Annotated in this window: 14 protein-coding genes and 1 pseudogene; 8 read left to right on the top strand and 7 right to left on the bottom strand. The window is 65.1% G+C overall.

Translation table 11 applies throughout. From position 1 onward, the window contains the following. The first annotated feature begins 25 nt into the window (after positions 1 to 25). The 3 genes from ACGF2V_RS12835 to ACGF2V_RS12825 all read left to right on the top strand — a co-directional run bounded on the left by ACGF2V_RS12835 (position 26) and on the right by ACGF2V_RS12825 (position 5,318). The gene (locus ACGF2V_RS12835; protein WP_362626321.1) at positions 26 to 1,231 is read left to right on the top strand and encodes a cytochrome P450; all 1,206 of its coding nucleotides are present in this window, start codon (positions 26 to 28) and stop codon (positions 1,229 to 1,231) included. An 837-nt stretch (positions 1,232 to 2,068) separates the two neighbouring features. Continuing rightward, on the top strand, positions 2,069 to 3,121 hold the full coding sequence (locus tag ACGF2V_RS12830) for a type III polyketide synthase (RefSeq protein WP_362626318.1): 1,053 nt from the start codon (positions 2,069 to 2,071) through the stop codon (positions 3,119 to 3,121). A 457-nt stretch (positions 3,122 to 3,578) separates the two neighbouring features. Further along, on the top strand, positions 3,579 to 5,318 hold the full coding sequence (locus tag ACGF2V_RS12825; RefSeq protein ID WP_362626705.1) for a bifunctional 3'-5' exonuclease/DNA polymerase: 1,740 nt from the start codon (positions 3,579 to 3,581) through the stop codon (positions 5,316 to 5,318). A gap of 156 nt (positions 5,319 to 5,474) precedes the next feature. Here ACGF2V_RS12825 and ACGF2V_RS12820 read toward each other — a convergent pair whose 3' ends face one another. Continuing rightward, positions 5,475 to 5,813 carry a hypothetical protein gene (locus ACGF2V_RS12820; protein ID WP_362707470.1) on the bottom strand — a complete coding sequence of 113 codons (339 nt, stop codon included), beginning with the start codon at positions 5,811 to 5,813 and terminating at the stop codon, positions 5,475 to 5,477. Between the two features lie 145 nt (positions 5,814 to 5,958). Here ACGF2V_RS12820 and ACGF2V_RS12815 point away from each other — a divergent pair, with 145 nt between their 5' ends. Together ACGF2V_RS12815 and ACGF2V_RS12810 are read left to right on the top strand one after the other, a co-directional pair. Next, positions 5,959 to 6,282 carry a DUF2804 domain-containing protein gene (locus ACGF2V_RS12815; protein ID WP_362707473.1) on the top strand — a complete coding sequence of 108 codons (324 nt, stop codon included), beginning with the start codon at positions 5,959 to 5,961 and terminating at the stop codon, positions 6,280 to 6,282. Further along, entirely contained in the window at positions 6,273 to 6,974 is a 702-nt protein-coding gene (locus tag ACGF2V_RS12810; RefSeq protein ID WP_362707476.1) for a phosphotransferase, read from the top strand. The genes ACGF2V_RS12815 and ACGF2V_RS12810 overlap by 10 nt, the downstream gene beginning before the upstream one ends. A 1,220-nt stretch (positions 6,975 to 8,194) precedes the next feature. Here the strand turns inward: ACGF2V_RS12810 and ACGF2V_RS12805 are convergent. Beyond that, entirely contained in the window at positions 8,195 to 8,527 is a 333-nt protein-coding gene (locus tag ACGF2V_RS12805) for a hypothetical protein (RefSeq protein ID WP_289956427.1), read from the bottom strand. A gap of 105 nt (positions 8,528 to 8,632) precedes the next feature. On the opposite strand from ACGF2V_RS12805, the pseudogene ACGF2V_RS12800 reads away from it, so the two are divergent. Next, positions 8,633 to 8,968: pseudogene (locus tag ACGF2V_RS12800) on the top strand (transposase); the annotation flags it as partial. Positions 8,969 to 9,105: 137 nt separating this feature from the next. Here the strand turns inward: ACGF2V_RS12800 and ACGF2V_RS12795 are convergent. Then, positions 9,106 to 10,839, bottom strand: coding sequence for an ATP-binding protein (locus tag ACGF2V_RS12795; RefSeq protein WP_289947615.1), 1,734 nt, complete (start codon positions 10,837 to 10,839; stop codon positions 9,106 to 9,108). A 1,301-nt stretch (positions 10,840 to 12,140) separates the two neighbouring features. Between ACGF2V_RS12795 and ACGF2V_RS12790 the strand changes: the two genes are divergently transcribed. Both ACGF2V_RS12790 and ACGF2V_RS12785 read left to right on the top strand, forming a co-directional pair. After that, a complete protein-coding gene (locus tag ACGF2V_RS12790) occupies positions 12,141 to 13,856 on the top strand; it encodes a hypothetical protein (RefSeq protein WP_362707480.1) in 1,716 nt (571 codons plus the stop codon). Beyond that, positions 13,856 to 14,812 (top strand): HNH endonuclease, encoded by a 957-nt coding sequence (locus ACGF2V_RS12785; protein WP_392911932.1) that lies wholly within the window; start codon positions 13,856 to 13,858, stop codon positions 14,810 to 14,812. The genes ACGF2V_RS12790 and ACGF2V_RS12785 overlap by 1 nt, the downstream gene beginning before the upstream one ends. Before the next feature lie 54 nt (positions 14,813 to 14,866). Here ACGF2V_RS12785 and dndE read toward each other — a convergent pair whose 3' ends face one another. The 4 genes from dndE to dndB are packed head-to-tail and all read right to left on the bottom strand — an operon-like array spanning position 14,867 to position 19,976. After that, positions 14,867 to 15,247 (bottom strand): DNA sulfur modification protein DndE, encoded by a 381-nt coding sequence (gene dndE, locus ACGF2V_RS12780; protein ID WP_362707483.1) that lies wholly within the window; start codon positions 15,245 to 15,247, stop codon positions 14,867 to 14,869. Then, positions 15,234 to 17,255: a DNA sulfur modification protein DndD gene (gene dndD, locus ACGF2V_RS12775; protein WP_362707485.1), complete on the bottom strand. Its 2,022-nt coding sequence runs from the start codon at positions 17,253 to 17,255 to the stop codon at positions 15,234 to 15,236. The genes dndE and dndD overlap by 14 nt, the downstream gene beginning before the upstream one ends. Continuing rightward, a complete protein-coding gene (gene dndC, locus ACGF2V_RS12770; RefSeq protein ID WP_362707488.1) occupies positions 17,242 to 18,840 on the bottom strand; it encodes a DNA phosphorothioation system sulfurtransferase DndC in 1,599 nt (532 codons plus the stop codon). The genes dndD and dndC overlap by 14 nt, the downstream gene beginning before the upstream one ends. After that, the gene (gene dndB, locus ACGF2V_RS12765; RefSeq protein ID WP_289947630.1) at positions 18,837 to 19,976 is read right to left on the bottom strand and encodes a DNA sulfur modification protein DndB; all 1,140 of its coding nucleotides are present in this window, start codon (positions 19,974 to 19,976) and stop codon (positions 18,837 to 18,839) included. Before dndB ends, dndC begins: the two co-directional genes overlap by 4 nt. Between the last annotated feature and the right edge of the window lie 36 nt (positions 19,977 to 20,012).

Here is a 20,012-nt window from a genome sequence, read left to right as displayed (position 1 = left end):
CAGTTTTCTCCCTCTGGAGCTCCGCATGGAACCAGCCACCGGCGCCCGGCTCTGCCCGTTCGACTACGCCGAAGCCCTCGAATTCGACCCGGTTCTCAAGCACTTGATGACTGAAGAACCCGTCTCGCGCATCCGGTTGCCGCACGGCGACGGCGACGCGTGGCTCGTCACCGGCTACGACGACGTACGCACGGTGACCACCGACCGGCGCTTCAGCCGAAGCGCCATCATCGGCCGGAACTTCCCGCGCATGACGCCCGAGCCGATCGTGCAGGACGAAGCGATCAACGTGATGGACCCGCCGGGCAGCAGCCGACTGCGCAGCCTGATCTCCAAGGGCTTCGCCCCCCGCCACATGGAGCGCATGCGGGTGCGCACCCAGCATGTCGTGGACGAGTTGCTGGACCGGATGGAGGAGCACGGCGCCCCTGCGGACCTCTTCGCGCATCTGGCCGACCCGCTGCCACTGACCACCATCTGCGAAGTGCTCGACATCCCGGAGGGCGAAGACGCACAACTGCGCGCCCACGCCCGGACCATGATGGACACCACCGTCGAGAACCGGGACAACGCCGTACGGTCCAAGGCCGACCTCCGCGCCTACTTCCAGAGGCTGACGGCGGAGCGCCGCGCGAATCCCGGCGACGACCTGATCAGCGCACTGGCCATGGCGCGCGACGGGGACGAGATCCTCAACGACCAGGAACTGACCGTGATGGCCATGGTCCTGCTCATCACCGGCCAGGACACCACCACGTACGAGATCGGGAACATCTGCTACACGCTGCTGACCAGGCCCGACGAACTGGCCATGCTGCGCGAGCGCCCCGAGATGCTGCCGCAGGCCATCGACGAACTGCTGCGTTTCATCCCCTTCCGCAAGGGCGTTGGCATCCCCCGGGTCGCCACCGAGGACGTGGAGCTGAGCGGAGTACTGATCCGGGCAGGGGACATCGTGCACGTCTCCTATCTGACGGCCAACCGCGACCCGCGGAAGTTCGACCGCCCCGACGAGCTGGACCTGGGGCGCGAAGGCCCCTCGCACATGACCTTCGGCTGGGGCGGCCACCACTGTCTCGGCGCCCCGCTCGCCGTCACGGAGCTGGAAGTAGGAATCGGGACGCTGCTCAGGCGCTTCCCCGCACTGAAACTGGCGACGCCCGCCGAGGAAGTGCGCTGGAACAAGACCTCGATCTGGCGCTATCCCCTCGAACTACCCGTCACCTGGTGACCGGCCGACTGGCGATCGGCCCGGCGGGCAGGGAGCGGCCCGGCTGGTAACCGGTCAGCCGGTCACGGGCGGTGTTTCCCATACCGTTGTCGACCGTCATCCTGAAGCCGACCGTCATCGATGATGCGGCCCGGCAAGGCGCCCGGCAACCGGAACGCTCCGGGGCGCGGCCCGGCCGGGTCCCTGAACGGTCCCGGAACCGTCCAGGCACGTGCCCGGAATGTCCCCGGGTACCGCCGGGTGCCGCTGGCCAGGCCCCACCCCAGCCGCACCCGATGTCCGGGGCGCATCGGGCGCACACGGGCACCCCGCCGGCCCCACGGCGTACCGGCCGATCGCCATGACGCCTTACCGATCGCCCCAGCACCCGCGCCCGCCTCCGCCCAACTCCCACTCCCACTCCCGTCCCCACTCCCCCTCCCACTCCCGCCTCCGCCCCACTCCCCCTCCCACTCCCGCCTCCGCCCCGCTCCCGCCGTCGCCCCAACCGCTGCACAGCAGGGGGCGAGACGGGGCGGGGCGGGGACGATCGCTGTCTCGACGTGCGGCATCGATCCCCCTGCCGTAGCGTGTTCCCGACGGCCAACCAAGCCGTGGCGGATGAGGATCCGCCCACGAACGGCGAGCACGCACTGTTTCGACGGTCGGCCCGTCCGCGCCCGCTCCAGGGGTATCGAGACCGGCGCGGGAATCCCCCACAGTCCCCTCGCACAACGCCGTGCGGCCGGGGTCGTGGTGGGCGATCCCGCCCTCTCCCTCCGTCTCCCGCCGTCGGCGGACACTCCTCGACCGCTCCGGGCCCGGCCGTGTTGGACCAAGTCCGCTAGGAGGAGTTCCATGGCGGTTCTCTGCAAGCCGGCAATCGAGGTGCCCGAGTACGTCATCACCAACGAGGAAACCCTTGAGCTGGCTCGGCGGTTGCACAGCGACCACCCACAGCTCGACCTGGTCCTTCGCCTGATCGAACATACCGGGGTGCAGAAGCGGCACCTGATCCAGCCGATCGACAAGGTGCTCCAGCACCCGGGCTTCGACGCCCGCAGCATCACCTACGAGCAGCACACCAAGGCGCGGGTCCCGGCGGTGGTGCGCCGGGCGCTCGACCAGGCCGAACTGGAGCCGCGTCAGATCGACTTGATCGTGTACGTCTCCTGCACCGGGTTCATGATGCCGCCGCCGACCGCGTGGCTCATCGGCGAGATGGGCTTCCGGCCGGAGACGCGTCAGCTGCCCATCGCCCAGCTCGGCTGTGCCGCGGGGGGCGCGGCGGTCAACCGTGCGCACGACTTCTGCAGGGCGTACCCCGACGGCAACGTCCTGGTGGTCGCCTGCGAGTTCTGCTCGCTCTGCTACCAGCCCACGGACCTGGGCGTGGGTTCCCTGCTGTCCAACGGCCTGTTCGGCGACGGCATCGCCGCCGTCGTACTCCGTGGCCGCGGCGGCACCGGCGTACGGCTGGAGCGCAACGGCTCGTACATCATCCCGGACACCGAGGACTGGATCTCCTACGCGGTCCGGTCCACCGGGTTCCACTTCCAGCTCGACAAGCGGGTGCCCGGAACGATGGAACCGCTCGCTCCGGCCCTCAACGCGGTCGCCGAGGAGCACCAGTGGAACGCCGGGAAGATGGACTTCTACATCATCCACGCGGGCGGCCCGCGCATCCTGGACGACCTGAGCCGCTTCCTCGACGTGCCGCCCGAGGCGTTCCGCTTCAGCCGCGCGACACTCACCGAGTACGGCAACATAGCCAGCGCGGTGGTGCTCGACGCACTCGGTCGCATGTTCGATGAGGCGTCGGCCCTCGACGGCCACCGCGGTCTGATGGCGGGCTTCGGGCCCGGCATCACCGCCGAGATATCGCTGGGCACCTGGACGACGGACTCGTAGTCGCGATGGCCCCCGGTCGCCCCCGCCGGCCTTCTGGCACGGGGATGGGGGGGGGGGGGGGGGGGGGGGGGGGGGGGGGGGGGGGGGGGGGGCCGCGGGGCCGGGGGGGGGGGGGGCGGCCCCCCCCCCCCCCCGGGGGGGGGGGTCAGCTCTGCTGGTTGGACCAGGGTGCGGCGGAGCGCTGCGGGGCGGCGGTGGGGGGGGGGGGCGGCGCGGCGGGCCCGCCCCCCCCCCCCCCCCCCCCCCCCCCCCCCCCCCCCCCCCCCCCCCCCCCACCGCCGCCATCCCTGTCCGGTCACGCTGTCATCGCGCCCTCGCCCCGTCACCGCACCCTCGCCCTGCCACCCGCTACCTCCGCCACCTCCGCTACCCCGTCCCCCCGCCGCCTCCGTCACTGTACGCGTCCGGCGCTCACTGTCCGTGCCTGCTGTCAGTGGTGGGTGCCAGACTCGACGGCATGACCGAACGTTGGGCTCTGGCCACCACAGAGACCGGCGGCGCGCTCCTCGCCCCGCTGGACGCCTCCGGCGTGCCCACCGCACCGGTCCTGACCGAGCCCGACGTCGTGACGGCCGTCCGCTCCCGGCCGGAGGTCACGCGCTGGGTCTGGCGTTCCACCGCCGAGACGTACCCGCGACTGCTCGCGGCGGGCGTGCCGGTGCACCGCTGTTACGACATCGAGGTCGCCGAATCCCTCCTCCTCGCCCATGAGGGCCGCCTGGGCGAACCGCGCTCCGCTGCCGCCGCCCACGCCCGCCTGCACAACGCCCCCGTGCCTCCCGATCCGCCGCCCCGCGCCGCCGAACCCGGCTCGCAGTCCACCCTCTTCGAGCCGCGCCCCGGCACGGACCTGCCGTTCGAGGGCCTGATCCAGGTCTACGCCGACCAGCTCCGCCGTCACGACGCCACCGCGCACCCGGGCCGGATGCGCCTGCTGACCGCCGCCGAGTCGGCCGGCATGCTGGTGGCCGCCGAGATGAACCGGAGCGGCCTGCCCTGGCGTGCCGACGTGCATCGGGAGGTGCTCCAGGAACTGCTCGGCGAGCGCTACGCGGGCGGCGGGGAGCCCCGCAGGCTGGCCGAGCTGGCCGACGAGGTCTCGACAGCGTTCGGCAGACGCGTCCGCCCCGACCTCCCCGCCGATGTCGTGAAGGCGTTCGCCCAGGCGGGCATCAAGGTGCGGTCCACGCGCCGCTGGGAGCTGGCGGGCTTGGACCATCCGGCGGTGGAACCCCTCATCGCGTACAAGAAGCTGTACCGCGTCTGGACGGCGCACGGCTGGAGCTGGCTCCAGGACTGGGTGCACGACGGCCGCTTCCGCCCCGAGTACCAGCCGGGCGGCACCGTCAGTGGCCGTTGGACGACCAACGGCGGCGGTGCGCTGCAGATCCCCAAGGTGATACGGCGGGCGGTCGTCGCCGACGAGGGCTGGTGCCTCGTCGTGGCCGACGCCGACCAGATGGAGCCCAGGGTGCTGGCCGCGATCTCACGCGACCCCGGCCTGATGGAGGTGGCGGGCCACGACGGCGACCTCTACACGTCCCTGTCCGACCGGGCGTTCCACGGCGACCGGGAACACGCGAAGCTCGCCCTGCTCGGCGCGATCTACGGCCAGACCTCGGGCGACGGCCTGAAGAACCTCGCTGCCCTGCGCCGCAGGTTCCCGCTCGCCGTGGCCTACGTCGACGAGGCCGCGAAAGCGGGCGAGGAAGGACGCCTGGTACGGACGTGGCTGGGCCGCACCAGCCCGCCCGCGGTGGGCGGGGCCGAGGACGACGAGGCCGGCATTCCCCAGGAGGAGCCCGCGCCCCTCTCTGCGGACGGATCCACTGACGGATCCGCCGACGATTCCGACGGTTTTGCCACCGGCGGCTTCACGCCCGGCTACGCGTCGTCCAGCGCCCGCGCGCGGGGGCGCTTCACCCGCAACTTCGTGGTGCAGGGCAGCGCCGCGGACTGGGCCCTGCTGCTCCTGGCCGCCCTGCGCCGGGCCATCAGCTCCGCCGGGCTCCGGGCCGAACTCGTCTTCTTCCAGCACGACGAGGTGATCGTGCACTGTCCACGTGAGGAGGCGGAGGCGGTCGTGGAGGCGATCCGGGCAGCGGGTCGCACGGCCGGGCGGACCGTGTTCGGCGAGACACCGGTGCGTTTTCCGTTCACGACGGCGGTGGTGGAGCGCTACTCGGACGCGAAGTAGACGCGGTGCAGTTGCGGAACAGGGGCCCGCACGTAGCTCACCGCACCCAGCCCAGATGCCCGGAGCGCCAAGGGCCCGCTGGCCGCTGACCGCAGGCAACTGACGGCTCGGATCTGACGGCTGACCGCCGTCCGCCGGCGACTCAAGGCAGGCTTGTCAGTCGGTGCCTGTTCCGGAACCGGAAGAGTCGCCTTCCCGCCGTCCGGCCACGTCCCGCCGTCCGGCCACGTCCCGCCGTTCTACCGTGTCCTGCCGTTCTACCGTGTCCTGCCGTCCTGGAGCCGCACCGGAATCCGCTCCTGATCGGCGGCCGGGGGCCGAACCTGTACCTGAGGCCGGGCCCGACGCGGGGCGGTCCCCGAACCCGGCCAGGCCGTGGTCGTAGTGCACGCGACGCAGATGCTGATGCCGGTGCCGGGTGTTGAGCAGATGGATGACGAACGCCGCGATCGCGATCATCGCCAGGACGACCACGACATTGATCAGGGTGTCCATGCGCCACGGCCTCCCTCGACGTGCGGGCCGACACGACCGGCTCACCTCACCAGGAAGCCGTACACCCCCAGGCTACTCCCCGGCCCCGCCGCCCCCCCGGGACAGCCGACGGCCCGGACCGGAAGGCTTCCGGTCCGGGTGCGGCGTGTACCCCGCCGGTGACACCCAGGCACCGCCGCGAGACGGTGGCACCAGCCTTGCCGATCCGCGCCGCCTGCACACCTCGCCGGGCGACGGGCCCGCGGTGGGCCTCACCTTCGTCCCGCTCCACAACCGCTCCACCCGAACCGACGCAGGTCTGATCGCCTGCCGTGCCGACCCGTGCTTCGGCCACTGCTCCGGCCGCGTCCGCGACCACGAGGGGCGTGAGATCGTCGTGGACCGGCTCCTGGGCTGGGCCGAGGACGTCCACATGCGCTTGAACTCCCCGTCGCGCACCCCTACCCATAGGTTCGTCGCATGCGAATAGGTGAGCTACTGGGTGCCGGACGCACCGCCGACGTGTACGCGCTCGACGAGAACTGGGTCCTGCGACGCAACCGCGACGGGCTGGACGCCACCCATGAGTGGGCAGTCATGTCCTACCTCAGCGCACACGGCTACCCGGTTCCCCGGCTCGGCCCGCGCGACGCCGCTACGGCCTCCTGCGACCTGGTGCTGCGGCGCCTGACCGGCCCGACCATGCTGGCATCCCTGGAGTCCGGCGACCTCTCCACGTCCGAGGCGGCCACCGTACTGGCCGGGCTCCTCGGCGAGTTGCACACCGTCCCGGCACGACTCTCCCCGCACCCCGACGACCGGATCCTCCACCTCGACCTGCACCCGGGCAACGTGATGCTGACGCCCGGGGGACCGGTGGTGATCGACTGGAGCGGCACGGCGGAGGGCGCGCCCGCCCTGGACCGCGCCATGACGGCCCTGCTCCTGGCCCGGACGACGATCGACCCCCGGGTCCGGGACGCGGTGTCGGCAGGCGCCCTCGCCCTGCTGAATGCCTTGGCGCCGCACTTCTCCGCGTCCGGCGGCATCCCCGCTCCCCAGCTCGCGGAAGCCGCCGCGCGCCGCACCGCCGCCACGGCGCACGCGGGACTCGAAGGGCACGAGGGGCACGAGGCGGGCCTCGTCGACCGTGCGATCTCCCTCGTCACAGAGGTGATGTGACACCACAACACCCCGACTCCGCCTGCCGATCGGCTCTGCTTACAGCCCAGCTCTGCCTACCGACCAGTTCCGCCTACCGACTGCGGCTCCCGCCGTCGGGGCGGAGGACGGCCTTGGTCCAGCCCGCGTCCCGGTTGTCGAAGTGCTCGTACCGTTCCCAACCAGTGCGCATGAGTGACCCCTGGACCCACCGCCGTGTACTGGGCGCGTCCCGAACGGTGTTGGAAGCACTCGGTCCCCGCTTTCGCGTCCCGTCCACAGGATCAGGCTTGGAAGTCGAGATCAACATCGGGCTCCCCCGGACTGGGCACAGACGAACCCGGTCGATCCCGGCACACGCCGAGTCGTCACCGACGGCGCCCGCCCCCTACACGACCCGGGCGCCATCCTTGCCTCCCTGATCCAGGTCTGCCGATCGTGACGACCTCGGCACCGAACGGCTGACTCAAGGGCATTCGGACAGTTCCCCTACCCGACGTCACCATTAAGCGTCCTGCCCCAGGTCGGCAGGAGCGCCGCCGAGGCGACCGCGAAGCTGGTCCCCCTTCAGCGCAAGGCCGAGGCGGAGAAGGCGACACGCAAGGCGGCGAAGAAGGCTGCGGCCAAGAATGCCAGGGCGAAGGGCGGCAAGCCGAAGGACAAGGCAAAAGCCCAGGCCAAGCGCCGCAAGCCCAAGAAGTAGGTCCCTGAGCGGCTCCGCTCAGGCATCGCTCACGCAAGCAAAGTCGCGGCACCCCAGCCGTGTGAGTCGCATGCCCCGAGCAACAGAAAACCCCAGGTCACGGTTTATGTGAACTGGGGTTTCTCTGAGCCGCCTTCGGGATTCGAACCCGAGACCTACGCATTACGAGGGCCTGCAAGATCGTGACGGGTGGTGCCGGACGGTGCCGCAGAATCCCGTTTCCCCAGGCCAGAGACCTAGGCCCCACAACCCACGTGCTGCTCAATCCACCCTGTCCCACCCAGTCCGCTCACGCACCGCTCACGCAATTCCGTCGTCCCGGGCAGTCGGGGTGAGCTGCTTCTGGAGCTCCTCGATCCGGCTGCTCGTAGCAGCAGTACGCTACTGCTGGCGGCAGAGCTGCTCCTTCGCCTTGGTCAGCTCGGCAGCGACACATGCCTGCTCCACCTCACTCCGGGCTGCCTCCACGCCATCGTCGCTATATGCGAGTCCGAGCCGCTTGCTCTCGCCGCGTCTGACACTCCGGGCAGTCGACCACTCACCGGACGTAGGTGTTCTCCCGGTGCTGGATGAAGGTGGTCACGTGATCGCAGGTGAGGATCAGCTCCCAGGCGTCCAGGTCCTTCTTGCGTTCCTCGGCAGAGGGGAAGGTCTGAAAGAGTCGAGTGAGCTTCTCGATCTGCGCCGGCCCCATCGGTGGCAGCGGACAGCATAGACAGCAGTGCCTCATGCGCGACCCGCCTGTGCCCCAGCGGCCGCTCTTGCAATCTGGGTGCAGCTCCCGGAACCGCTCTTCCATGACCTCGTAGTCGCGCTTCTCCTCTTCGGTGAGGTACATGAGCCCCGGCCAGTTCCCCAGGCCGTCATACATGGGTTCGCCACATCCCCGACATGGCACCCCGGCCTTGTGCTCGTCCCAGATGAGCCGTATACCTTCACGCGCCCATGCTTCCCGCCGCTCCGTGTCCCGGCGATCCTCGCCGACGCCTGGGGCCGAAAGTATCCGGCGATCGTCAGGCTCTGGGAGAACGAGTGGGCGGAGTTCACCCCATTCTTGCGGTTCGACACCGAGATCCGCCGCATCGTCTGCACCACCAACGCGATCGAGTCCGTGAACGCCAGGATCCGGCGGGCGGTCAAGACCCGCGGACACTTCCAGAACGAGACCGCCGCCCTGAAGTGCGTCTACATGGCGATCATGTCGCTCGACCCCACGGGCAAGGCTCAGGCCCGCTGGATCATGCGCTGGAAGACCGCGCTGAACGCCTTCGACATCACCTTCGACGGCCGGCTCTCCGCGGCACGTCAGTAACCTCAACCACCCGCGTTACACCGTTTGATTGACAGAACCCCGAGCAGCTCTTCAAGAGCACGGGCATACAGAACCGTGCCCTGGCACAAGCGATGACTTCTTGCACCAGGGCACGGACTAGCGGGTGATCTCGGCTGTCAGAGAACATCCTTGATCTTGTTGAGGTATAGCTCAGCGAAGCCGCCCCATTGCTTCCTCAACTGTCCGTACTGCTCGTTCGGGGTGTCGTGCATCGACTCAGCCTTCGCGTAGGCGACAAGCAGCAAAGTTATGGCTTCGATCGCTCGACGTGCCGTCGTCTGCAGCGACGGAGCATTCGCCATGGTGACGTCCTTGGAGAGAGCATTAAGCGGCTCGTACATCTCCCGGTAGAAGGCGTGTCGCTGATTGAGCCGGATGATCGTCTGGTCCCCAAGGTGGGTCAGCTCGATGAGTTGGTCGCCAGGGAAGCTGACCGTCTCGATCACGAAGGGCATGTCCTTGATCTCTTGGACGTATGCTGCCTGCTCTTCCTCGGTCGAGCTGCGCCCCGCATCCTGAGCAAGGTCGACGTACTCCCTGTCCCGTTCGTCCGGAGTGGGTACGTCCTTGACTCGCGACTTGGGCATCGTGCGATCGGCTTCCTTCACCGCCTTGGCCAGAGAGGCGTGCTCCCCTGACTTCACCGCTTCGGTCCGATCGTCATCGCCCCAGTGGCGCTGGAGTTCTTCGCGCGCCCGCGGGATGATCCGGCGAGCCAAATCACGGAGAGTCTTGCGGAGTTCATCTGCCGGCACTGCTCCGCGCTTGACGTTGCGAACGCCCATGAGGCGGTCGAGCTCAGGGGTGAAGTAGACCTCGAAGCCGATGAACCTGTCCGGCGTAAGGATCCCGTCGGGGAAGAGACGGGCCACCGGCGTGTAACTGATCTCGCGATCGAGCCGCATGAAGCTGATTGCGCCCTCGTTCTCGGGCAACCGCAGCTTGCGTGCCAGGGCGTCTCCACCCTTGCCCTTGGCCCGCAGCACTTCGCGGGGTGCGAGCGTAATGACCACTCGAATCTTGTGATCGGTTCCCTGGACGTCCACTTCTTCGTTGAAAAAGACCTGCCCCTCGAAGTGGGTGTCCTTGTCGTCCCGCGGCGCGTTCTCGCGGCGAGCGATTTCATCCGTCAGGACCTTGTCCACCCAAGTTCCCTTGCGCAGAAACGTCGGGTCGTGGGGCACAAGATCGGTGTGGTCGACCGTGATCCTGATGCCGCCGCAGAGGAAGTCCCGGAAGATCCTGGAGAGTTCCTTGGTGATTTCTGTGCGGACGTGGTCCGGGGTGCTGCGGCCGTGTCCGTCGGACACCCGGTCGATCTTGGACCAAAGGACTAGCGTCCCGGTGCCTTCCGGGAAGTAGGGCACGAGATGGGCGGGCAGCGGCTCATCGTCGGGCGGGTTAATGCCGATCTTCTCCCCCCGCTTCTCTGCTTCGACGGCATCGTCCAGGTCGAACATCACATGCCTGATCGCCTCGCTACCCGCCACACGAGACCATGCTTCGATGCACGTGCCCACGCTGAGGCCGGCCAGCTTGGCGCCGACACCAAACTTGCCGATGGTTTTGTCGGACATGAACCGCGTGGAGAAGCCAAGTTGCAGGTAGTGGTGCAGGGTCTTGTCATCCATGCCCTCCCCGTCGTCGAAAAAGGCGATCTGGCTGATCACCTTCTTGCGCCCCTTCATGACCTCTTCAGTCATGATCTGGACGTGGTTGGCGCGTGCCTCGACGCTGTTGTCGATCACTTCCCCGACTGCGGACGGGAAGTTATGGCCCGACTCACGGAGGCTGAGGAGTGCCTGGCCGGACAGGACGACGGGAATGGCGCCCTCGGCGATGTCGTTCATACTGGTCTCCTGATCTACAGAGTGTGCGGCGGAGGGAGAGCGCGGCGCAGCGCGCGCTCAATTTCGGTCTCGTAGCAGTACGGGCAGCGTCGGCCTGTTCCTGCGGGGCTGGCGGGATGGATCAAGTTGGCGATCGTGGCGCTCGTCGAGAGGTAGCGGTGGTACCAGTACGACTCGATGGCGTAGGCGTGGTGGCTGTCGCGTGTTGGCGCGGCTACGGAGGGGGTGACGGATCAGACGTTGACGGAGACAGGTGTCGGAGCGGCCGACGTACAAGGGCGTGGCCTGTTGCTGTTCGTATTGCAGAAGTAGGTAAGCGCCGATGGTTCCCACGGGAATCTGCAGGTTGACGACGGCCCGCGTGAAACGGAGAGCCAAGCTTCCCTTGCTCTCGTACGGCTCACCAAGACGAACACCTGATCCTTGGAGCCCCGTCACGGCGGGATGCTGATGAGCGTCTTCGCGTGCTGGCGAAGTGCGTGTCGGGTCCGCTCCACGGTCGCCACAGACCGCTGCGTCTGTACTGCGGAGTCGGCGACGGTCATCATGTCGAGCCTTCCTTGGAGGCACGCGGGCCCATGAGATCCGAGTGTCCTCGCAAAGACTCTCAGCTCCTGCAGAGTCTCCGCTGCGACGGCACAAGCCTCGGGGGTGATATGAGTGATCACCTCGGCCACCGTCGCTCCGTCTGCGGGCGTGGAGCACACACGGCGGCGAGCTGCGTCAGCGAGCGGGCGGCAGGCGGCCTGCTCGCGAGCGTTGGCATGCGCGCGACGAATGGTCCGGCGTGCGTCCCTGATGACGTTCCGGCACGGATGGTCTGGGTCATCCGCGGCGCGCTTCTCGCCGAGCGTGAGGTTGAGTGTCGAGCACATCGAGGTACTCGCCATCCCATGGACGCTTGCTGTACTTCGCGTAGAGACGGCACATCGTTTCGATACGGACTTCGTTGAGCTGGAGCATGGAGCCCCTCCCCGGTGCCCGGCTGCTGTAAGCCGGACCCACTCAGTCTTGACCCACTCTCCCTTTGGCCGTCGTCGCCAGGTGGTCGACTTCGGCATGAGCAGGTTCTTGAACTGTAGAGCGCGCCACTGACAGTCATCTGCGGAACGCCCACATCTCCTATGGGACAGCTTTGAGGTCCTTCCCCTCACCGTCGTCCCTGCGGATTCCCATCTGTCCGCGCTGGCGCAGGTCACATGGCACGGAGGCGCGAGGAATGCTGGAAGAACGCCCTGTCGGTTTCTGTCACCAGGTAGCGTTGGGGGCGGCTTGGATCATGTCGCTCTGGAGGGCCCTGCGTGAACGCGAAGACGATCACATACACGTACCCAGCACACGTCACGCAGCAGACGGCATCTGGCAAGCCGCTGGTCTTCTTCGCGGCGCCGGCGACCGAGATCGACCGGTGGGTCGGCGTCCCGCAGCGCAGCCGACTCGATGACGAGGAAACGATCGGCTTCCAGCGGCAAGAGAACAAGACTCGCATCCGCGAGCTCTCGAGCTTCTACCATGACGAGCGCAACATCGTGCAGAACCCGCTCCTTGCGGCGCCGCAGACCAAGACGTTGGTGGAGTTCGAAGAGCTCGATGGGCATCCCCAGTTCGGCACGATCAAGATCGTGAGCCCTGACTTCAGCGACACCTCTCTGCTGGACCTCATGACTCAGGTTGTCGAGCAACTGGAGTCACGTGTTCCGGAACTCAAGGAAACGGACCTGGACCCAGATCGCTTGTCTTCGATCATGGACAGAGGGCGCAAAGAGCATGGGCTCGAAGTCCTCACGGAAGAGGACGAAGACGAAGACGAAGAGGGAGCAGAGGAAAACGGGGGCAACGGCGATGACACGGACGCTGCCAGCGTGCTCCTCACAGACGAGACGCATCTGATCGACTTTTACACCGAGCTCAAAGGACGCATCAAGGTCCTTGGAGCCTTGGACCCAGATGCGAACCCCGACAGGATCCTCGGGTTCGACCGCAATGCCATGATCAGCTACCTCAAGCCGATCATGCTTGTGGACGGCCAGCACCGCCTGAAGGGTGCCGTACTTGCAGCCGAGAGTCTCGCCGAAGGAAGCGAAGGGGAAGACTTCCTGCTGGACGCGGCCGAGGCTGGCAAAGACCCCGGGCAGGCGAAGGCCGAGTTCATCGGCCAGCACTCCCGACAGCTCCCGGTCTCGCTCCTCATGGACGACAGCCCGAGCGAGCACGTCTTTCAGTTCGTGGTGGTCAACCAGAAGGCGACCCCCATGGGCAAGGCGCTCCTGGGCACGATCGTTTCAACCAGCCTGAGCAAGGAAGAGCTCGACCCTGTTGCCCAGCGTCTCAAGGACGCCGGCATCAAGCTCGATGACTCGCAGGCCATTGCCTACCTCACCCGCGCTGATGAAAGTCCTTTCAAGAACTTCGTGCAGACAGGCATCACGGGTGCCACCGGGGATCAGAACACCCATCTCCAGTGGTCCGTACTCAAGGGACTCGTCAGCATCTTCCGTGAGCTGTCAGGTGGCAAGCTCTTCGCACAGAAGAATGACTGGGCAAAAGCCTGGGCGAAGTTCCACCTGGACGACAGTTCCTACGTGGCTGCCTTTGACACCCACAAGGAGAAGCTTGCCGAATGGGGTCGCCCCGACGGCCCCTGGCGCGAAGTCTTCATCAGGTTCTACTCAAACATCAGGGAGAAATTTGGCTCCGATGATCCCGAGGCGCTCAACGCATGGGGGACGACGCGAAGCAACCTGTTCAATAAGGTATCCCTGACGATCCTGGCCGCCGACTACTTCGAGTATCTTCGCACCCAGAAGAGGACGCTCAATAATCTGGCTGATGTCGACGCCACCATGAGTGAGTGGCTTGACGGAGTCAATCTCGCCTACTTCAACCGGAACTGGAAAGTCGAGAAGAAGGACACCCCTCTGATTCGTCGCACTTGGGCCCGCCTGTGGAATGACTACCGCAGGAACCCTGACTACCTGCCCAAGGAAGGCGAGTTCAACCCCACTGCAGGGGCGTGATGCAGCCGCAGGAAGTCGGCGATTTCTTCGCCGAGATTAAGAAGGCGCTGGATAGTAACTGGTCAGATGAGGCTTTGAAGTCACTCTCGAAGCACACAGTTCCAGAGGTTATCCCTGGAAACCATGGCTGGCTACTGCGCGGAGATCTCTCCACTGTATGGGCGCGGTGGTTCATCGAGAGTTTGGTGGACCTTGCTCCGTACGAACTGGACGCGGAACTCAATATCGGACACCTTCATCGACCGATACTTTCCTTCTTCAATGCGACCAGCCCGCAGGTTCCCCTTGATGAGCGTACGAAGTACGCCAAGGTCCTCACGAGATTTGCCTGGCAAATGATCCTTGCCCGAAGGGCACGGAAGCGAGTGGAAATCGGCATTTCGCTACGTGAAGACCTCTGGGCCTTGGGGCAACCGCAACCGCGCTGCTATCTATGCGGATTCCTTTTCGGGCCCCAGGCTCGGGATAAGTTTCTCCGCGAATCTAAAGCGGGGCCGCCAGTATCGAAACTCGTTGACTTCACGCGCCCTCGCGGCCAACTTCCCGCACAGCTATGTATTGAAGTTGACCACGTAATCCCCGTCGCCGAGGGTGGGCAAACGATAATCGACAACTTGCGCCTAGCCTGCGGCTGGTGCAATTCGACAAAAAATCGATACACGAACATCTACGATGCCACCCCGTGGTCAGGTGGCATATTTCAGCACCCCGCGCTTGGACCCGTGACGCGACCCCAGCCACTCTGGGTATTGCGCACGGTCGCTACTCGCAGAAGGTGCGAGCACCCCGACGGGTGCTCGTCAAAAATTGAGGACAGCGAGCTGTTCGCGGGGCCTAGAAATCCTAAAGGAGCCCTGACGCCTGTGAATCTCGCCGTGTACTGTGAGACTCACGACCCCTGGCATCTAGATAGATGGATTGGACCGAAGCGCCTTGCCGCGTCTTCCACGGCGTAAGTGGGATGCGCTGGCGAGTTTCTAGAATTCGGGCGAAACCCGCCAGCGCATCCATTACGAAGGATTGGCTGTTCCGACCAGCCCTTCCAGAGATTGAAACTCCTTTTGACCGCCCAGGTGGCCAATTCCTCGGTGTAGATGAATCGTCAAAGTCTTGGCGACGTTTTCATCCGTCGGCTCTTCCCCGTCGGCAATACAGCGTTGCTTAAGGAGTGCAAGATAGATGTCGCCGTACTGGCCGGCGAAGGTCTTCCATGACATCTCCACAGTCGAATCGGTGACGATGTCCTTCACCAACGGGGTCGACGGGTCCTTGAGTGACATGACGAGGGCCCACCGACACAGAACATTCCAGTTGGGGATCCCGGTCGTGCGCTTCAGCCACGACAAACGATCTTTGGCTGGCTGCGAGAGACGGACGCTATCGAGCGACATGCAGGGCTCCTTCGTTCCACCAGTACCCCTCGACGACGTTGGTGGTGAAGGTCGTATCGTCGTGGACCAGCGTGTAGGTATGGGCTACCGACTTCTTCAGGCGGCCCAGCAGGTATTCGTCGATCTCCTCGTCAGTGGAGAGGAGAAGTACCTGGTCGCTCGCCTGCGGGAAGTATCGGTCCACAAGGTGCTCGCGATGGCGGCTGTCGAGGCGTCCGAGCGGCGTGTCGATCACGCTGGGAAGACGGTTTCCGGCGACTTTCATCAGCCCCCACAGAAGTGAGACGGCTAGGATCTGCCGCTCGCCAGCGCTGAGGCGCCCAGGGTCGATCGTGTCGCCTTGAGAGTCGGTCAGCGTGAGCCTGAAGTCGCCGGCGATGCGGAGGTCTTGGACGAGTCCCCGCTTTCGCATGAGGTCCTTGAAGCTCTGCAGTACAGCCACCTCAAGCCGACTGATATGCCGCTGCAGGAGTGCTTCACCAAAGCGCTCAAGAGTCCCTCGGGCCTTCTCCGAATACTTGATGATCCGCTCGACTTCTTCGGCCTTCACCTTCGTCCGGACGAACTCCTTGTGAGCACGTTCAAGGGCGGCTTCCACGTTGGCCCGACGCCGCTTGAGTTCGGCGGCCCGTTCCCTGCCACGGGCGACCGTGGCCTCCATGCGGGCAAGCTCTTTGAGCTGTGCTGCGCGCTTCTTCTGGAGGTCTTCCACCTTGCTCTGCTCCGGGACACCGGCCAGCTGGCGATCCAGTTGATCGAGTTCCTCAGCAGCAGCGGCAACAAGTGCCAGAAGCTCGCTGGCCCGAGCCTCGTCTCGTACGAGAACCTCGTCAAGCACCGTCAGCTGCGCCAGAGCATCGTGGGGAAGCGCGAAGTCCACCTTCAAGACAGAAGACTTGGAGCGCTTGACTCGGTCTTCCTCCAGCCTCTTCGTGATCGTGTCCCTTGCATCCTCGGGCAAGAGATCGAGCAGCCACTGATCTCGCTTCTCCAAGACGTCAAGGACCTGGCCGGCTTCAGCCGCCGACTGCTCACGCCGGGCCTGCTTGCGGACGTCCTTCAGGTGCGTACGCATCATGAGCAGTGGTAGCGGGCCTGCTGCGACCTGGGCTAGGGACAAACGAAGCTCGGCAAGGCGCTCGTCAGCCCGCTTACGCTCTTGCTCGATCTCGAGACGGCGCTCGAAGAGGCCGCCTCCTTCGTTCTGGAACTCGCGCTCCAAGCTCTCAAGTTTGTGGCGAGCATTCTTCAGCAGAGCATCTTGGTGCTTCGAATCCTGCTCCGCCACGTCCAGCTGTTCCTGAACAGACTCGCGTTCATGCTCCTGTGCACGAATGTTGTCCATCAGGTGCTGTTCCTCATCGGACAGCTTCTGGCGACGTTGGAGTGCGAGCAGGTCAGTGCGGAGCTGTTGCACGGTGCTTACTCCGAGCAAGGAATGCACCGCTGACTCGATGACCGAGGCTGCACGCTCAGGGTCGGCGAGGGACTCGATCTTCTCGCCGTCGAAGAAGGACAGCGATGCCACTTCAAGCGGAAGCAGGTCTTCGACGTAGTCTGCCCAGCCTTCGCTGAGTAGCCTGCTGTACTTCAGTTCTGGCTGAGTACGGCGCCCAGGCTTGGTGACGTAGTTCTCATCAACGGAGACGTTGAGGAATTCCTTCAGGGTCTTGCCGTTGACGTGCCAGCTTCGGACGACACTGTAGTAGTGCTCTTTACCGTCGACAGTGACGGTAAATTCCAAAGTGACTGAGGAACCACGTGCCGGGTCGTGCTGTCGGTTGATGCTCTCGCGAAGGTAGGTCTCGTATGCCTTGCTGCCTCGTCCACTGCATCGGGCACGCGGACCGTACAGGGCGAGCTGGATGGCATCGAGCAGAGTCGTCTTGCCGCAACCGTTGAGTCCACCGATCAGGATGATCGGCTTGCTCTTCTTCACGGTGAGGTCGAGTGACTGCTTACCTCGATAAGCGCCGAACTCTTCAAGGGTGATGTTACGCAGGAGCATCAGTGTCGGTCACTTCGTCGAAGGTCGGGTTGGTCTCTACCTCTTCGCGCCACTTCTTCTTGCGCTGCGCGAACGCGACGGCATCGTCACGATCCTCATAGAAGCCCTTCTGCACTGCGCCTTCGAGTGCCTGGAAGAGTCCTGAGCGTCGCGTCATGGTGCGGTACTTGCGCTCGACGGAGAGCAACTCGCGCACCATGTCGTAATGCAACTCGTCGCCGTCACAGACCTCTTTGAGGAGCTCCATCTCATCGGCACCCATGACGAGCTGCTCATCGAGCGGACCACCGGGGAACTCCTCGCCAGTAGCCTTCTTGTAGATCGTCGGTACAGAGTCCTCAACCTCGTGCTTGTCGAAGACCCAGATGCGCCGGATCTCCGTGAGCTCTTCGATGCTGATGAGCTCAATGTTGCGGACGTGCTCGGGCGCGTGGGCCCTGATCCAGGTTTGGGCAGTCAGGAGCTCCCTGAGCCACTCCTCCCGGTACTTCTGAAGGTAGGGGCCATGGACGACGCTGAATTCCCCATCGCTGCGACGAGTGAACAGGTTGACTTGTCCGTTCATCCGGCGGAAGTCACGAGCTTGCTTGTCTGGCCGAGGGTGCGGGATCTTCTTGCCGGGCTGGTAGTCGGGGTCCAGCTTGTCCTCTACGAAACCAAAGGGCGAATCGAGTTTGTCCCTCAAGTTCAGCAGAGGGATCATCCACTCCTTCTCTTCGTCATTTTGGATCATTGCCGTCATTGACTTGTCCTGCTCGACCAGCGTGCACGTCCAGCAGCCGAAGCGGCTTGAACCACAAGACGGAGTAGTGGAGTCGACCACCAGCGGGCATTCCCCGTCTTCAGAGGCGCCCTGATACATGCTGAGGAGGTCCTGATTGTTGTAGCCCCATGGGTTGGGCTTCTGCATCAGGTACTCCCACACGTCATCGTTGGTCCAGTCCTCAACGGGGCTGTAGACGAGTGAGTTAGGGAGGTTTGCGTTCGGCGAGAGTCGGTCGCGGACACGGCGCTTCTCGTGCTTCTCCATCGCGCGGGCACGGGCCTGGCTCTCAGTCTTGCGAATACCGAGAACCATGATGGCTTCGCCGTGAGCGGCTACGACACTTCGGATGAACGAGTTGGAAGGTTTGATCTTCAACCGCTCGGTGCACCAACGGAACTTGGGACGCGGTGCAGGGTATCCGCGGCCGATGAGGTTGACCCAGAAGGTGTCCTTGATCTCTGGAGTCAGGCGATGCGGCTCGACAGGCAACCCCTGCTCGGCAGCAGCCTTCTCCATGGTTTCGAGCGACGCAGTAACCCAAGCCGCCACTACCGGGTTCTCAACCAGGGTGTCTGTGCTGATGACATGAACCGGCTTGATGAGTTTGTCGGCTGGCAGTTCTTTCAGCGCCGTCCAGACCAGCTGAAGCACTGCGGTGGAGTCCTTGCCACCGCTGTACCCGATCACCCAAGGAACTTCATCCGCGGTGTAGAGCTCGCGCACCTCGTCAGTCAGTTCGGCGACGACGTCGTCGAGCAGCCGACCGTCAAACGGCAGCCGTCGGACGGAGGGCAGGCCAAGGGGAAGGGGGGTATTCATGCATCGCCTCGCAGGTATGCGTCTTCCACGCGCTGCTCCTCGGGGCTAAGCCCGAGACCGAGGTGGTTGCGCAGGTAGTTCACGGTCAGGGTCACGTTCTGGTGGCTCTTGGACACACGGCCGCCGACGATGGCACGTCCCTCCCAGTCGGTATTCGCCCGCGCCCAGTCCACCTGCTCAAGTGGGGCGAGCCGCTTCTGCCACTTGGCCGGCGAGGTGGATTCACGCAGGAGGGAGTTTCCGATTCGCCCGAGGGCATGAAGGGCGATGCCGTGACTATGGATGAAGTCGCGCCGCATCTCGGCGGAGGTGAGAGCACGGGTGCGGACCATCTCCCACTCAGGGAGGGCCTTGTCGATCGTCTCCCAGTACAGCTGAGCCAGCTCCGTAGCAGCGTCTTGCTTGAGGTCAAGTCCTTGGAGGAGCGCCTGCGTTCCGTAGTACAGGGCGCTCAAGGTGAACATCATCCGGGAACGGGCCGAGAGATTGCTTTTCTCCATCTCGACGTAGCCCTTGAAGATCTTCGCCCTTCCCGTCATCTCCCGCACCACCTGGGAGGAAGGGTCCCGGTGGTCGTAGAGAACACCGATGGAGCGCGCCGGACGGACAGCATGCCGGTTGAGGTCGGCGAACATCTGCTGGGATCGATCCAACCCGGCGTCGTGGAAGAAGACGACAGCAATCGTCTCCTCGCCCAGGTCTGGGTTCTCCTTGAGGGCGAGCTCGATGGCTGCCCGTCGGTGCTGCCCATCATTGATCAAGAACCTGGCGTCCATGGGGATGCGGAGCTGCCCTGTGCGGAAGCCTGTGCCATCCGCGCTGTGGCTGTCGAAGTCCATTTCGCCATCGACCGAAGCGGTCAGAGCACTGAAGACGTAATCAGCCGGATTGTCCAGAATATACTTAGTAAGGGCGGGGAGTCTCCCCTTGTTGAGGATGCGTTGCGCCCGCAGCTCCGGAGACAGCTCATCTTCGTCAAAGATAAAGATCTTGGGGATCAGCCGCAGCGGGCACATAGAGACGTAGAACTCTCGACCTGCCTGAATGCCGCGGATCGCAGGGAAGGTGTACTCGAACCCCGTGGAAGTGCGGGGGGCGACGACTCGGGTCGCAGGTGCCACAGCTTCGCTCTCCACTTCGCAACTTTAACGTACTGGCGTCAGCTGGCAGCC

Source organism: Streptomyces sp. NPDC047982, from assembly GCF_043204165.1.
Lineage (GTDB): Bacteria > Actinomycetota > Actinomycetes > Streptomycetales > Streptomycetaceae > Streptomyces.
The sequence above is the reverse complement of the archived record's forward strand: the minus strand, read 5'-3'. Positions and strand labels throughout refer to the sequence as shown.